13 protein-coding genes and 1 riboswitch are annotated in these 13919 nt (G+C 66.7%); of the genes, 5 read left to right on the top strand and 8 right to left on the bottom strand.

Going from position 1 to position 13919, the window contains the following annotated elements; all coding sequences use genetic code 11:
* The first annotated feature begins 193 nt into the window (after window positions 1–193).
* Complete coding sequence (locus B8V81_RS11350) at window positions 194–661, top strand: VOC family protein (RefSeq protein ID WP_028599361.1); 468 nt, start codon at window positions 194–196, stop codon at window positions 659–661.
* Complete coding sequence (locus tag B8V81_RS11345) at window positions 658–1062, top strand: hypothetical protein (protein ID WP_028599360.1); 405 nt, start codon at window positions 658–660, stop codon at window positions 1060–1062. The genes B8V81_RS11350 and B8V81_RS11345 overlap by 4 nt, the downstream gene beginning before the upstream one ends.
* Here B8V81_RS11345 and B8V81_RS11340 read toward each other — a convergent pair.
* Together B8V81_RS11340 and B8V81_RS11335 are read right to left on the bottom strand one after the other, a co-directional pair.
* The gene (locus tag B8V81_RS11340) at window positions 1059–1472 is read right to left on the bottom strand and encodes a hypothetical protein (RefSeq protein WP_101808393.1); all 414 of its coding nucleotides are present in this window, start codon (window positions 1470–1472) and stop codon (window positions 1059–1061) included. The genes B8V81_RS11345 and B8V81_RS11340 overlap by 4 nt on opposite strands.
* 305 nt (window positions 1473–1777) lie before the next feature.
* Entirely contained in the window at window positions 1778–2710 is a 933-nt protein-coding gene (locus B8V81_RS11335; protein ID WP_028599358.1) for an aldo/keto reductase, read from the bottom strand.
* Window positions 2711–2861: 151 nt separating this feature from the next.
* A riboswitch (TPP riboswitch) is annotated at window positions 2862–2971 on the top strand.
* 259 nt (window positions 2972–3230) lie between these two features.
* On the opposite strand from B8V81_RS11335, the gene B8V81_RS11330 reads away from it, so the two are divergent.
* The 3 genes from B8V81_RS11330 to B8V81_RS11320 are packed head-to-tail and all read left to right on the top strand — an operon-like array spanning window position 3231 to window position 6602.
* Window positions 3231–3848 carry an ECF transporter S component gene (locus B8V81_RS11330; protein WP_028599357.1) on the top strand — a complete coding sequence of 206 codons (618 nt, stop codon included), beginning with the start codon at window positions 3231–3233 and terminating at the stop codon, window positions 3846–3848.
* Window positions 3849–3852: 4 nt separating this feature from the next.
* Entirely contained in the window at window positions 3853–5808 is a 1956-nt protein-coding gene (locus B8V81_RS11325) for an ABC transporter ATP-binding protein (protein ID WP_101809391.1), read from the top strand.
* A complete protein-coding gene (locus B8V81_RS11320) occupies window positions 5805–6602 on the top strand; it encodes an energy-coupling factor transporter transmembrane component T family protein (protein WP_101808392.1) in 798 nt (265 codons plus the stop codon). The genes B8V81_RS11325 and B8V81_RS11320 overlap by 4 nt, the downstream gene beginning before the upstream one ends.
* A 371-nt stretch (window positions 6603–6973) precedes the next feature.
* Here the strand turns inward: B8V81_RS11320 and B8V81_RS11315 are convergent, their stop codons facing one another.
* From B8V81_RS11315 to B8V81_RS11290, 6 genes are all read right to left on the bottom strand, one after another.
* Window positions 6974–7174, bottom strand: coding sequence for a cold-shock protein (locus tag B8V81_RS11315; protein ID WP_028599355.1), 201 nt, complete (start codon window positions 7172–7174; stop codon window positions 6974–6976).
* Window positions 7175–7377: 203 nt separating this feature from the next.
* Window positions 7378–7611, bottom strand: coding sequence for a DUF6953 family protein (locus B8V81_RS11310; protein WP_028599354.1), 234 nt, complete (start codon window positions 7609–7611; stop codon window positions 7378–7380).
* Between the two features lie 265 nt (window positions 7612–7876).
* Complete coding sequence (locus B8V81_RS11305) at window positions 7877–12160, bottom strand: glycosyl hydrolase (RefSeq protein WP_101808391.1); 4284 nt, start codon at window positions 12158–12160, stop codon at window positions 7877–7879.
* Between the two features lie 180 nt (window positions 12161–12340).
* Window positions 12341–12973, bottom strand: a complete 633-nt coding sequence (locus B8V81_RS11300) for a hypothetical protein (protein ID WP_228551230.1) — start codon at window positions 12971–12973, stop codon at window positions 12341–12343.
* Between the two features lie 169 nt (window positions 12974–13142).
* Entirely contained in the window at window positions 13143–13574 is a 432-nt protein-coding gene (locus B8V81_RS11295) for a type II toxin-antitoxin system RelE family toxin (protein ID WP_180968427.1), read from the bottom strand.
* Window positions 13575–13580: 6 nt separating this feature from the next.
* Window positions 13581–13880 (bottom strand): type II toxin-antitoxin system Phd/YefM family antitoxin, encoded by a 300-nt coding sequence (locus tag B8V81_RS11290; protein ID WP_028599352.1) that lies wholly within the window; start codon window positions 13878–13880, stop codon window positions 13581–13583.
* Window positions 13881–13919 lie beyond the last annotated feature (39 nt).

Here is a 13919-nt window from a genome sequence, read left to right as displayed (position 1 = left end):
ATTCCTGACGTTTCGTCATGGACGGAGAGGGAAAGCGATCGCAGGCCGGCAGGAGGGGACAACTTTTCCGCACCTTGCCGCGTTCAAGAATGAGAGCCGTAGACTTGCGGACACACAGACAAAGCTTGCGACGGGAAAGAGGAGAGTCGGCATGCAGAAAAAAACGACGAAGACGGACGGGCCGCAGAAGAGCTTGATCGAAGGGCTGTACGAAGCCCATCTGCCCGTATCGAATCTGGAGCGAAGCCGGGCGTTTTACGCGGGTCTCGGCCTTCGCCAGGCTTGGGAGGACGAGGACACCGTCTTTTTCTGGATCGAGGAGGGCAAAAGCTGGATCGGCCTGTGGCTCGCTCCGGAGCTGGCGGCTCTGCCCTATCATCCGGCCATCCGGCATGCGGCGTTCCGCGTCGATTGGGAAGGGCTGCTGCGCAGCGCGGCCTGGCTGAAGGCGCGGGGAATCGAGCCGGCGCCGTTCGGGCGGCAGCCGGACGCCGCCCCGTTCGTAAGGCCTCATCAGGCCAACGCGTCCATCTACTTCGACGACCCCGACGGCAACAGCCTCGAGCTCATGTGCTCCGTGGAGGTGCCGGCGGACTGGCGGGAGCACGCGGGCAAAATCCCGGCCGCCGACTGGCCGCCGGGCAACGGAGGGACAGCTTGAAGCGGGCGGCCGCCTGGCTGCTGCCGCTTCTGATCTTTGCCGCCGGATCCGCCGCCGCAGCCTGGCTGCTGATCGGGCCGCCCGCCTCCGGAGACGGCTGGGCGGCCATCGGCAAGGCCGCTCCGGACGAAGCCGCCTCGGCGCGGAAGAGGGTGGTGCTGGCCGCATATGCCGGCCTGACGCCGGAGGAGAGCCGGCTGCTGCCGGCCAGCCCGAAGGATTCCGCCGTCTCGGCAATGACGGCAGGCCCGGAGCTGGCGCAGCGGATCGGCGCGGAGCATGAAGGCCGGACCGTGCATGCGGTCCGCTTCCGCGTCATAGGGCCGGGCGATGCGGGCACGCTGACCGTGTACTTGTCGCAGGACGGCAAGACCGTACTCGGCAAAGAGCGGGCCCGCTAGCGGATTTTTTCCGGCTGCAGCTCCATCTGGCGCGTCCGGGCAGCCGGCAGCCCGACTTTTTCCGGCTGCAGCTCCGGCTGGCGCGTCCGCGCGGCCGGCAGCACGACTTTTTCCGGCTGCAGCTCCGTCTGGCGCGTCCGGGCGGCCGGCAGCACGACTTTTTCCGGCTGCAGCTCCGGCTGGCGCATCCGCGCAGCCGGCAGCCCGACTTTTTCCGGCTGCAGCTCCGGCTGGCGCGTCCGCGCGGCCGGCAGCACGACTTTTTCCGGCTGCAGCTCCGGCTGGCGCATCCGCGCAGCCTGCAGCACGACTTTTTCCGGCTGCAGCTCCGGCTGGCGCATCCGCGCAGCCTGCAGCACGACTTTTTCCGGCTGCAGCTCCGGCTGGCGCGTCCGCGCGGCCTGCAGCACGACTTTTTCCGGCTGCAGCCTCTACTCGCGTTGCTCCAGCCTTCCTCCCTGCTTGCCCGCGCGATCCAACCTCGAAAACGAAAGGAGCCTTCATCCACGGTGTGGATGAAGGCTCCTTGTCGACGCGCTGACGATTCTAAAGGGGGCTGAACCTGCCCTTCGCGAGCCGCCGGCCCTGGGCATCGGCGGCCCTGGCAGGCTTGACGCTCGCCTGCGCCTCGCCGGCGCTTAGGCGCGGGCCGCGCCGCCTACGCTCGCTCCGCGCCTACGCCCGCCCCTGCGTCCGCACGCTGCCGTCCCCCGCCTTACGCCCGCGCCGGAGCCGGGACATCCTGCGGATGCGGCTCCGTCACCAGCGCGACGGCATCGGCGTTGCTCTGCACCTGCTGCGGATTTTTGCAGCCGGGGATGACCGACGTCACCGCCGGATGGCGCAGGCACCAGGCGAGCGCCCATGCCGCCATGTCGACGCCCTCCGGCACTTCTTCCGCAGCGATGCGCTCCACTTCCTCGAGGCGGCGGCGCACCTGCTCCGCATCCTGGCGGTGGCGCACGTCGGTCGCGCCGAACTCCGTGCCCGGCTTGTACTTGCCGCTCAGGAAGCCGCTCGCTAGCGGCACCCGCGCCAGCACGCCGAGATCCTGCGCCTCGCAGGCCGGGAAGACGCGCTCCTCCGGCTTGCGGTCGAGCCGATTGTAGACGACCTGGATCGCCTGCGAGCCGACCCGCGTCGAGGCCTCGGTCTGGTGGAGGTTGTCGTTGCTGCCGATGGAGGTGCCCAGATGGCGGATCTTGCCTGCCTGCACCTGCTTGTCCAGCGCCGTCCACAGGTCGTCGTTGTCGAACGCCGCGTCCGGACCCGAGTGGAACTGGTACAGGTCCACGTAGTCGGTGCGCAGCGCTTTGAGCGAGGCGTCGAGCTGCCGCACGACATCCTCCGCGTCGTACACGTCGGTCCGCTTGAACCGCTCGTGGAAATGATGGCCGAACTTCGTGGCGACGATCCAGTCCTCGCGCCTGCGGCGGCTGAGGTACCCTCCGATGAGCTGCTCCGACAGATGGTCTCCGTAGCATTCCGCCGTGTCGATGAGGTTGATGCCGAGCTCCGCGCCCTTGTCGAGAATCGCGTCCGCCTCGTCCTGCGAGAAGTCCATGCCCCACTCCCCGCCGAATTGCCAGGTGCCGATGCCGACGACCGACACGTTCAGCTCCGTTTTGCCCAAGCGACGATATTTCATTGGCCAATCCCTCCTTTTCTTCCAGCTTACCCGCCTTTGAAAACGGATGCAACCGCCGACGCCCTCAACTCCGTCCGCAATGCCCGTCCTGCCGCCCGCCGGCACTCCCTATTGCCGAACCGGATTTTCCAAGGTATAGTAAGAGCACTTTCATAGCATGCATGGGGGCTCGATGAAGTCGGGCTGAGACTGCGGCCGCATGCCGCTGACCATTGATCTGATCTGGGTAATGCCAGCGTAGAGAGAATGCATCGCGCCAACTTGGGAAAGGCCCTGTCCGCTTAGGGACTTCCGTCCGCCGCTCCGTCCGGGCGGGCGGAGCCTTTCCTGTCCGGCCTGCCGCGTGCAGGCCGGCCGAGTCCTGCGTTCCGCCGCCATAGGGGGACGCGAGGCGCGCCTGTCCGATTCCATCTGCCCGCCGGCTGTCCGGCGGGCTTTTTTTCGCATCCGCCGACAGCAGCCGCTCCGGGATCATGCCGCTGTGAGAGACCGATTCCCCATCCGAAAGGAAGCTGATCCCATGTCCACCGCACCAGCCTCCGGCCGCGCGACGCGCGCCGGCAATCGCCTCACCCTCGCCGACATCCTCGTCACGATCGTCGTCTCGGTCGTCTTCGGCCTCGTCTACAAGATCTGGGGGCCGATGTACGACGTCCTCAAGCCGCTCGGCCTGCACGCCGAGCAGCTCAGCTACGGCATGTGGTTCATGGCCGGCACGTTCGCGTTCCTGCTCATCCGCAAGCCCGGCGTCGCCATCCTCGCGGAAGTCGCCGCCGCCGCGATCGAGGCGTTCCTCGGCGGATCGTGGGGCATCTCGACGCTCTGGTACGGCCTGTTCCAGGGCCTCGGCGCCGAGCTGTTCTTCGCGCTGTTCCTGTACCGCAAGGCCGGTCCGATCGTCGCCGTGCTCGCCTCCGTCGGCGCCGCCGTCGCCTCGATCTTCATCGACCGCTACTACGGCTACATCGACCAGCTCGCGTTCTGGAACTACGCGCTGTTCGTCTCCATGCGGCTGCTCGGCAGCGTCGTCATCGCCGGGCTGTTCGCCTGGGCGCTCGCCCGCGCGCTGGAGCGCACCGGCGTGACGAGCCTGCTGCGTCCGGCTTCGGCCAAGGACTACGACGCGCTGGATGGCTGAGCGGATGAGCGGCCTCAACCGGGGCGCGGCAGCGCCGGGTAACGAGGCGGAGTCGGGGAACGCGGAGGAGTCGGGAAAAGCGGCCAGTCAGGACGCGGAGCGCGCGGCTGCCGGCTCGCTGCGGACGGAAGCCGCCGGAGCGCCTGCCCGGAGCGGCGCTGCGGCCGTGCCGGTCGCGGCCGAGGCGATCGGCCTGCGGCTCAAGTACCCCGGCGAAGAAGCGCCGCTGCTGTTCCGCGACCTCGACGTGACGATCCGGCGCGGAGAGAAGGTGCTGCTGCTCGGACCGAGCGGCTGCGGCAAGTCGACGCTGCTGCAGGTGCTCGGCGGCCTCGTGCCGTCAGCGATCCCGATTCCGCTGAAGGCGGAGCGGCTCGTCGTGCCGGAGCGGCCCGGCTACGTGTTCCAGGATCCCGAAGCGCAGTTCTGCATGCCTTATGCGGACGAAGAGATCGCTTTTGCGCTGGAGAACCAAGCCGTCCCCCGCGAACAGATGCCGGAGCGGATCGCGGCCTGCCTCGAGCAGGCCGGGCTAGAGCTGCCCGACCCGCACACGGCCGTCTCGGAGCTGTCCCAAGGCATGAAGCAGCGGCTCGCCGTCGCCTCGATGCTGGCCGTCGATCCTGACGCGCTGCTGCTCGACGAGCCGACCGCGCTGCTCGACCCGGAAGGCACAGCTCAGGTATGGGACGCGCTGCGCCGCATCTGGGACGGCCGGACCGTGCTCATCGTCGAGCACAAGATCGACCTCATCGCCGGGGATATGGACCGCATCCTGCTGTTCTCGCCGGACGGACGGCTGGAGGCGGACGGCCCGCCGGAGGAGATCTTTCGCGACTGCCGCGCGCAGCTGCGTCGCTACGGCGTCTGGTACCCGGGCTTCTGGGACGATGAGGCAGCGGCAAAGGCAGGCCGCTTCGGCTCCACGGACGGCGGAGCGCATGCGGGAGCGGCGGCTCCGCTCGATGCGGCCGACGAGACTCATGTCTTGCCGCATGCGCCCGTTCCGGCCGGCGGCGGGACGCTTCTCGCAGCGGCAGCGGCAGCGCCAGGCGCGGACGCTTCTGCCGCGGCTGCACCCGCTGCAGGCACGCCGCCGCTTCCCGCCCCGCTGCTGGAGCTGGACGGCTTCGCCGGGATGCGGGGCCGCGAGGTCAAGGTGCGCGCCGACCGGCTGTCCGTCTGCGCCGGCGACTGGATCGCCGTCACCGGAGCCAACGGCGCCGGCAAAAGCACGCTGCTGCTCGCCATCATGCGGCTCGTCCGCAGCGAAGGGCGGATGCGCCTTTTGGGCGCGCCGGAGGCCCGGCTGCGCAAGCCCCGGCAGGCGGCGGAGCTGGCGGCGTACTGCTTTCAGAACCCCGAGTTCCAGCTCGTCACGGACAGCGTCGCCGAGGAGCTGGCGTTCTCGATGCCGGAGCGGCTGTCACCGCCCGAGCGGGACGGCCGGGTCCGGACGCTGCTGGAGCGGTTCGCGCTCGCCGGGCTGGAGCGGCGCCATCCGTACCAGCTGTCGATGGGGCAGAAGCGCCGGCTGAGCGTCGCCTCCGCGATGGCTTGCGGCCAGCGGCTGCTGCTGCTCGACGAGCCGACGTTCGGCCTCGACGCCGCCGGCACCGTTTCGATGATGGAGCAGCTCGAGGAGCTGCGCCGCAGCGGCTGCGCCATCCTCATGGTGACGCATGACGACGAGCTTGTCCGCCGCTTCGCCACCCGCCGCTGGCAGGTGGAGCAGGGCGTCGTGCGGGAGCTTCCCGCTCCGGCGCGGCCTGCTCCCTCCTCGCCGCCCGATGACGGAGCGAGTCGTCGACCGGGCCGCGGAGCGGCCCCCGCATCGGATCACAAACCGGATTACGAACCGGATCACGGAGCGGATCCCGCTGCAGAAGCCTCGCCGACAGGCTCTCCCGAGGCGGCCTTGGCCCGTTCCGTCTTGCCGAAAGGAGCGCCGACCCGATGAACCTTTCCTTTCCGTACCGCGAAACGTGGCTGCACCGTGTCAATCCGACGCATAAGCTGGCGGTGTCGGCGCTGCTGTTCCTGCTCGTGCTGCTGACGCATGACCCGAACGTCATGCTGCTGCTCGCCGTCGCCGCGCTGCTGCCGCTGGCGCTGTTCTCCGGGCATCCGCCGCTGCGGCTGCTGCTGTACGCCTCGCCGTTCCTGCTGCTGTTCGTCAGCTCCGCGTCCGGCATGATGATGTTCGGCAGCGGCGAGACCGTCTGGTTCCAGTACGGCCTGATCCGCATCACCGAGGAAAGCTTCTACCGCGGCCTGCATCTCGGCTTCCGCTCGCTGCAGGTGGCGGCCGTCGGCCTCGCGTTCGCGCTGACGACGCGGCCGGTCGCGCTGTTCTACTCGCTCATGCAGCAGCTGCGGCTGCCGGCGCGCTACGCCTACAGCTTCCTCGCGGCGTTCAACATGCTGCCGCTGCTCGCGGAGGAGTTCGTCACGCTGCGTCAGGCGCTGCAGATCCGCGGCGGCCGCAGGCCGCGCGGCCTGCGCGGCTTGTACGAGCGGCTGCGCATGTACGCGATTCCGCTGCTGGCGCAGTGCATCCGGCGCGCCCATCGGACGGCAGCGGCGATGGAGGCCAAGCGCTTCGCCAGCGGCGCGGGCGCGCGCACCTTCTATTACCGCTATCGCCTGTCCGCCGCCGACGCCGGCTATGCGCTCTATGTGCTCGCCTCGACGCTGCTCGCTTGGCAGCTTGGCCAGCATTGGCCGCTGCTGCCGGTCAAGAGCGTTGTCTGACAGGGACGCTCGAGCGGAGTTTTTCCGCGCAACTCCGGCGTCAGGGCGTCTGCTCGAGCAGAGTTGCTCGGTTTTTCCGCGCAATTCCGGCCTCAGGGCGCCTGCTTGAGCAGAGTTGCTCGGTTTTTCCGCGCAACTCCGGCGTCAGGGCGACCGCCCGAGCAGAGTTGCTCGGTTTTTCCGCGCAACTCCCGTCAACATCGTTCCCTCCGCCTACCTCCCTTCACCCGCCCGCTGACTCGATTTTAGAATCGCCTTCCTTCACGGTAAGCGGCACTACGAAACTCTGCACCCGCCCAACGCAAAAAAAGGCTGCCCGCTCATCTCGAGGATGAGCAGGCAGCCTTTTTGGCGCTTGCCGAATCGGAAGCTTACAGCTTCACGACGTTTTCGGCTTGCGGTCCGCGGCTTCCGTCAACAACGTTGAACTCGACCGCTTGGCCTTCGTCCAGCGTCTTGAAGCCTTCGCCCGTGATGGCGGAGTAGTGTACGAATACGTCGCTACCGCCTTCAACTTCGATAAAGCCGTAGCCTTTCTCAGCGTTGAACCATTTTACTGTACCTCTTTGCATGTGTTACACCTCCTGCCGTACTGAGATCTAACCTTTGTATCTGAGATGCAACATATTCAGGGTTATTGAGCAATAACGCAACCAATATGAAGATTCAGCCGAGTGGTTATTACGGTTATGGTAGCATATCCATGAAAGCAATTGCAACCGGACTTCCAGCAAAAAGGGAAAATTTTCTGACTTCGGCCGCCCTGTTCCTTCCTCTACGTCCAAGCCCAGAAAAAGCCGTCCCGGTCCCAGGCGATCCGCCCGCGATGGAGCTTGCGGAACGCCTTCTTGACCTCCTTCTCCAGCGAGACGTTGCCCGCCTCGTTGACGAACACGTACGCCTCGCCGTAGACGCCGCGCACATGCTCGATCGCTTCCTCCTGGCGCAGCATCCCCCTGTCGCGGATCGTCTCGACCATCCACTGCGCGATCTCGGCTTCCTTGCTCAGGCTTTTCTCAGCGGAGCCTTCCGTTCCTTCGCCCTGTCCCTCTGCAGTCGTGCCTTCCTCGACCTCAGCCGCAGCGCCGCCGCTGCCGGCGGCTTGCTCGTCCACAATCTCGCCTGCTTCAACCTTCTTGCTCTCGCTCATGCCGCATCCTCCCGCAGCGCGCTTGTCCGCTCCGCCTTTGCCGGGCAGCGGGACGCGCGCCGATTTCTTTCCTCCATCCTACACGAAATCGGCGCGGCTTGCTCGCATCGGAACCAAGCGCCGCCTACTCCAGCGTCACGTCGTCGATGTACACCGTGCCGCCGCCGGCCGCGTCGTACACCTGCAGGCCGATCGCCTGCAGGAACGACTTGTCGATCGGCTTGCCGTAGCTGTCCGGGCCGTCCAGGTCGATCTCGTACCACTGGTACTCGCTCGTCAGCGGCTTGCCGCCCGCCGCCGCCCACGACCAGCCGCCGCCATGCTTGAGGAACAGCTGCGCCGAAGCGCTGCCGCCCTCGATGCGGGCCCGCAGCCGCAGCTTGGAGCCGCTGCTCAGATCGAGCGCGCCGACGCGGGCGATCTCGCCGTTTTTGCCGGCGGCCGGACTGGCGCCGATCGTCACGGCCAGCGCCTGGCCGCCGCCATCGGCAGCGAGCGCCGCCGCGCCGAGGCCGATGTCGTTGCCGCCGATGGCCCAGCCGCCGAGCGACTGCTCGAAGTCCTGCAGCACGCCTTTCGGCAGGCCGGCTCCGCCTTCGCCGCTCGGCACCGTGCCGGCAGCCGGATCGTTCAGCGCCCGGATGTCGTCGAAGTACATCGAGCTCGTCAGCCGGTTGCCGTCCGGCACCGCGTTCGTATAGATCGAGAAGGCGTTCACGCTCTTCAGGTTCAGCCTCGTCAGCGTGCCGGTCGCGCCGTTGGCCGGCTGAAAGTCGCGGAACGGAGCGACGATCAGCTGCGGCTCGGTGCCGGTCGTGTCCGGGTAGTACTCGTACGTCTTGCCGGAGGCGTTGATCTGCATGACGAGCTTCTGCCCCTTGCCGTCCGGCTCGTACCAGAACTGGAGCGCGTTGTAGTCGGACCAGTCGGCGCCGCCCATCGACTTGGTGATGCCCGCGTACCCGCTCGAGCCGAGCGTGTACGTGTACTTCAGGCCGTAGCCGCCGCCATGCTTGCGCGAGCTGTCCAGCGCCGCCGAGGCGCTGTCGCCGCCGGCATGGACGAACTTCGTCTGGAGCGCGGCATCCTGTCCCATGTAGCCCTCGAAGTCATCGACCGACGCCGGATCGAGCGAAGCGTCGACGAACGTGCTGTACAGCCCGATGCGGTCGATGTACACGCTGCCCGCGCCGGACAGGCCGCTGCCTGCCAGCGAGACGAACAGCTCCTGCGAGGCTTGCAGCTTGGCGAGATCGGTCAGGTCGAACTCCGGCGCGTAATGCGCGTAGACCTGCTGCCCGACCGTCACCGTCGGCAGCTCGCTCAAGCGGACCTGCGTCGTGCCCATGCCGTATTTCGCCTCGAAGTCGGGCGGCAGCATGCCGAACGCCTGGATCTTCGCCTCGTCGCCGCTCGCCGCCGCAAAATCCAGCGGGATGTACGCGTCCAGCTTGACGCGCCGCACCTGGCTCATGTCGGCCAAGCCGAGCTTGGCCGCGGCTCCGTTCAGCTGCAGCTTGATCTCCTGCCACGTCTCAGCCGGATCGAGCCCGCCGACGTCGAGCTTGAGCGCGCCTCCGCCGTTCCACTGCACCTGCTGCGCCTCGCCGACGTCGGCCTTCCAGCCGCCGCCGCTCGACGCTCCTTCCAGCCCTTCGTCGAACATGTACTCCCCGAGCGGCGCCTCCGGAATCTTGACGGCCACCGTCTTGGTCTCCTCCTGCAGCAATTCGCCGTCCGCGGCATACGCCCGCACCGTCACGGCCGCCGCCGTGCCGTTCAGCCGGCCGTCCAGCTGCCAGTCCGCCTCATAGAAGCCGGTCGCCGGATTGAGTACCAGCGGCTGCTCCTGCGTCATGCCGTCCGCCGTCATGACGACGCGGGCTCCCTCGGCGTTTTGCACGCGCACCCGCACCTTGAAGCTCGGCGTGCGGACGGACGCTTGGTTGGTCGGCGAAGCGACATGCACGAACGGCTTTTCCTCCGCCGCCTCGGTCTGACGCTCGTACGCCTGCCGCACCTCCCGCGCGAACAGCGTGTACGGCTCCTCGTAGAAGCGGATGAAGTCCGGCAGCATCTCGTTCGGCTCGCCCTCGGCGCGCGGATACGGGACGTAGGTCGACGTGTCGCCGAAGTTGGCCCAGGTGAGCATGTAGGCCATCCGCTTCGCATCGGGATCGGACTGCAGGGCGGCGGTCAGGCGGGTATAGAAGTCCGGCGTCGCGTTGCCCGAAGTCTTCATCTTCTGGTAGCCGAACTCGGTCAGCGCCGCGATCTTGCCCTTCGCGTCCGCGACGCGGGAGACGGTCGCCGCCTCGACGGCCACGCCGTCGAACCACGACTGGCCCTCGCCGTTGTAGTAGCTGTCGAAGCCGAGCAGATCGACGTAGTCGTCGCCCGGATACGTCTCCAGGTAGCGCGCCTCGTCCGTGCCGAAGCCGCCGCCCGGCGAGTAGGCGTACAGGAAGTTGCGCACGCCCTTGAGGTCGCGCAGGTACTCGACCGTGTAGCGGTAGATCTCCTTGTACTCCACCTTGGTCGTGAACGCCGCGCCCCACCAGAACCAGCTGCCGCTCTGCTCGTGGAACGGACGGAAGACGACCGGAATCGGCTTGCCGCCGTCATCCTTCAGATGCAGCGCGAAGTCCGCGATGAGGTCGAGGAACTCGTTGTAGGCGCCATGGTTGCTGCCGCCCGGCAGGATCGTCGAGACGACGTTGCCGCGCAGGTCGTAGAAGTCGCCGCCGGTGACGAAGTTCGGCATATGCGAGCTCAGCGTCAGCACGCCTCCGCTTTCGTAGGCTTTTTTCATGACGGCAACGAGATTGTCGCGGCTCTGGATCGGATCGCCTTGGACGCCCGGCTTCTCATGGCCTTCCAGGCTGAGCGTGTCCCAGCCGAACACGGCCGGGTAGTCGCCGACGGCGTTTTTGGCGTCCGACTGCGTGCCGTCGCGCTCCGTGATGCTGAGGCCCTCGGTCGTCGCATGCTGCTGGCCGAACAGGATGCCCGTGCCGCGGATTTCGTTCAGATAGCTGAAAAGCGAGCGGGTCTCCGCCGTCGCCTGGCGGTCGACGAAGTCGATCGTCTGCGGCGATGCCGTCGGCGTCGCGGTCGGCGATGCCGTCGGGGTTGGCGTCGCGGTCTGCGCCGGCGTCGGCGTTGGCGTCGCGGTCGGCACGAAGGTCGGCGCGGCGGTCGGCCCCGGCGTCGCGCTCGGCGCCGCCGACGGCGCAGGCGAAGCGGCGCCGAGCGGCGCTAGCGCTCCGTCGGCCCAGCGGTACTCGCCGGCGGAGACGGCTTGGCCGTTCACCAGCGCTCCGCCCTGCGGCACGACGAGCCTGCCGATGCGGGCTTGGCCGCCGACAGTCAGCTCGGCTTGGCCGCTCAGCTCCAGCATCTCCACGCGCGCGTCGCCGGCCAGCTCGATGAGCGCCGAGCCCTGCACGGACAGCCGCTGGACCGTGCCGCCCGTCAGCACGAGCCGCACCTTGCCCTGCTTGCGCTCGACGACCGTCTCGCCCAGCGCCGAGTCCGTCACGCGGATGGAATGCTCGCCGCCGCCCGCGATCCGGGTCGTGCCCGCCACCTGCACGCGCTCGAGGCTGGCGTCGCCGTCCCCGATGCCCGGCGCGAGGTACAGGTTGCCGTCGATGGCCATATCCTTCAGCTTCACGCCGTCCGCGTTCACGATGGCATGGCCGTCCGCATCGGCGGCGCGCTCCGTGCCCGGCTTGCCCTCATAGGCCGCGACCAGACGGTCGAGCAGCTGAGCCGCCTCGGCCCGCGTCAGCGGCCCGGCAGGACGGAACGTGCCGTCCGGATAGCCGCCGAGCGCCGGCCGCAGCGCCTCGACCGCGTCCCGGGCATAGGCGCGGATGCTCGCGCTGTCCGAGAAGCCTGCCGTCTCGGCTCCATCCGCCGCCTGCAGCCCGAAGGCGCGCGCCAGCAGCACCGCCGCGTCCTGGCGGCTGACGGCAGTTTCCGGCAGCGCCTTGTTCGCGCCGTCGCCCTGGTAATACCCGGCCTCACGCGCAGCGGCAAGCGCCTCGGCGTACCAGGCGGACGCCGGCACGTCGCTGAAGGCAGCGGCGGAGCCGTCTGCCGTCAATCCGAACAAACGGTTGACGACCGCCGCGAGCTCGGCCCGGGTGATCGTCCTGGACGGCCGGAATTGTCCGTCCGGGTAGCCGCTCAGGATGCCCGCGTCCGCCCAGCGGGCGATCGCTTCCCGAGCCCAGTGTCCCTGCGTGTCCGCGGACGGGGCCGTTGCGGCTTGTCCGGCCGCCGTTGCCGCTGCGGACGGCGCCTCCCGCCGCTTCGGCAGCGGCGGCTCTTTCTCCCTGTCCGCCTGCGGCGGCAGCGGCGACAGGCGCGACGGCCAGGGCAGCGGCAAGCGCTCCGGCAAGCCAAGTCGTCTTCTTTTTCATCTCATCCCTCCTGATTCTGACACCGCCCGAGAACAGACTGGAAGCGGTTACATATAAGAAAAGAATAAAGCACCGCTGCAGGAAGAAACAGGGCGCTCTTTGCGATTTATGGGATTGTATTGTCGCGTTTGTTAGCTTTCCGTTAGATCGCCGCCCGCTCAGACCGCAGCCCTTTTCGGCAGCCGCAAAGGAAGGCTCTCCCCCTCGGCCGATCCGGCGCGACGGCCGTCCCGGTCGAGCAGCGGGTAGTCGGAGAGCAAGCCCTCGTACACGACCTGCAGCTCGGGATGCTCCAGGAAATGATGCGGAGCGGTCAGCGCCGGCGGCTGGTCGAACAAGGCGATTCCGCTCCGCTCGAGCGCATCGGCGACGAACTGCGAGCAGAAGTAACGATCCTGCGGCTCGAAGCGCAGGTTCAGCACGAAGCCGAGCAGTCCGAGCAGGTTGTAGCCGTACCGGTCCACGGTCTGTTCGAAATAGCGGATGACGCCGCAAGCTCGCCGGAACTGCTCCTCCGTCGCTTCGAGCCGGAGCAGCACGCAAGCCATCCCCGGGTACTCCCGGCACATGCCTGCCGCTTCCTCCCGGACGAATCCGGCCGCCAGAGGATGGGATTGATCCTTCCGTCCGAAGCTGTACATATGCCGCAGACTCGGATCCAGCGCCAAGGAGGCGTGATTGCAGGGCGCTCCCGTATAGGCTTTGATCAGCCGCGTGAACAGCGTGCCGGTATCCGTGAGAAGGATGTACAGCCTTCTCCCTTGCTGCTCCTCGGGAATGCCCATGCCCATGCCTCTTCGCCTCCTTGGCTCGATGGAAACAGATTACCATCGCGGACGGCGGCCCCGGAAGCGGCTGCAGCCGCAAGCCGGTCTGGACCCGGGACCAGTCTGCCATGCGGCCAGGGACTTGGGCATTCGAAGGCGTCCCGCTCTGCAGGCAGAAGAAAGGAGGAACGAATCAAGTCGCTCCTCCTTTTTTCCCTCTTCGAGTAGAAGCTCGAAGCGGCCATGTATGTTGTTCTTCGTGAAATCGTATAAGATCCTTCTTGCTGATTTTCCGATACTGTTTATAACGCGAATGAGCGATTTTGAACGCCATATCGCGAGTGCGCCTTTCAATAGTCAGGATATACACGATTCGGAGCACATGCACGATCTCGTCCGTCACTCGATAGATGATTCGTATTCCAGCGTCGCGAAGCTTGATCTCTCTGCAGCCCGCAAGTTTCGTATGGATAGAATTGCTCAGAACTTTGCCTACTTCATCGGCCCGATAAACAAGCTCGTCGATCGCAGCGTTGACAATAGCTAGAACAGAACCGTCCAGTCGGCCATATTCCTTTTCCGCATCCACATCCAGCCGAACATCGAAGCGATCTTCCAACGTCACGGAACGCTACCTCTCCCGCCTGACGTTTTTCCAGGACTTCGCGGACTCTGGATCCCGCTCTATGCGCTCCAGACGATGAAGGAGAGTACGCTCTTCCTCCTCCGCCTCCAACCGGCTCAAGCGATCATAAATATCCTCGAACAAAGAATAGCTGAGCAAGACCGTATCGACCGTTCCATTTTCCGTAATATACTGTGGAACTTGCTTCGCTTTCTTCCGCAGCTCACCGAATTTTTTGGAAGCTTCCGAAGAGGAGGTTAACTGATCCACCGTAAACGTCGGTTTCGCCAAAACCTTCACCACCATTCTCATCTTCTCCTTTGTCATAGTATTCCGTCAGATGCA

This window comes from Paenibacillus pasadenensis (genome assembly GCF_002864175.1).
Taxonomy (GTDB): Bacteria; Bacillota; Bacilli; order Paenibacillales; family Paenibacillaceae; genus Paenibacillus_O; species Paenibacillus_O pasadenensis.
The sequence above is the reverse complement of the archived record's forward strand: the minus strand, read 5'-3'. Positions and strand labels throughout refer to the sequence as shown.

Excerpts from the sequence above, each read along its gene's own strand:
- B8V81_RS11320 (WP_101808392.1), top strand. The coding sequence starts at position 5,805 with ATGAACCTTTCCTTTCCGTACCGCGAAACGTGGCTGCACCGTGTCAAT.
- B8V81_RS11335 (WP_028599358.1), bottom strand. The coding sequence starts at position 2,710 with ATGAAATATCGTCGCTTGGGCAAAACGGAGCTGAACGTGTCGGTCGTC.
- B8V81_RS11290 (WP_028599352.1), bottom strand. The coding sequence starts at position 13,880 with ATGGTGGTGAAGGTTTTGGCGAAACCGACGTTTACGGTGGATCAGTTA.
- B8V81_RS11300 (WP_228551230.1), bottom strand. The coding sequence starts at position 12,973 with ATGGGCATGGGCATTCCCGAGGAGCAGCAAGGGAGAAGGCTGTACATC.
- B8V81_RS11330 (WP_028599357.1), top strand. The coding sequence starts at position 3,231 with ATGTCCACCGCACCAGCCTCCGGCCGCGCGACGCGCGCCGGCAATCGC.
- B8V81_RS11315 (WP_028599355.1), bottom strand. The coding sequence starts at position 7,174 with ATGCAAAGAGGTACAGTAAAATGGTTCAACGCTGAGAAAGGCTACGGC.
- B8V81_RS11325 (WP_101809391.1), top strand. The coding sequence starts at position 3,853 with ATGAGCGGCCTCAACCGGGGCGCGGCAGCGCCGGGTAACGAGGCGGAG.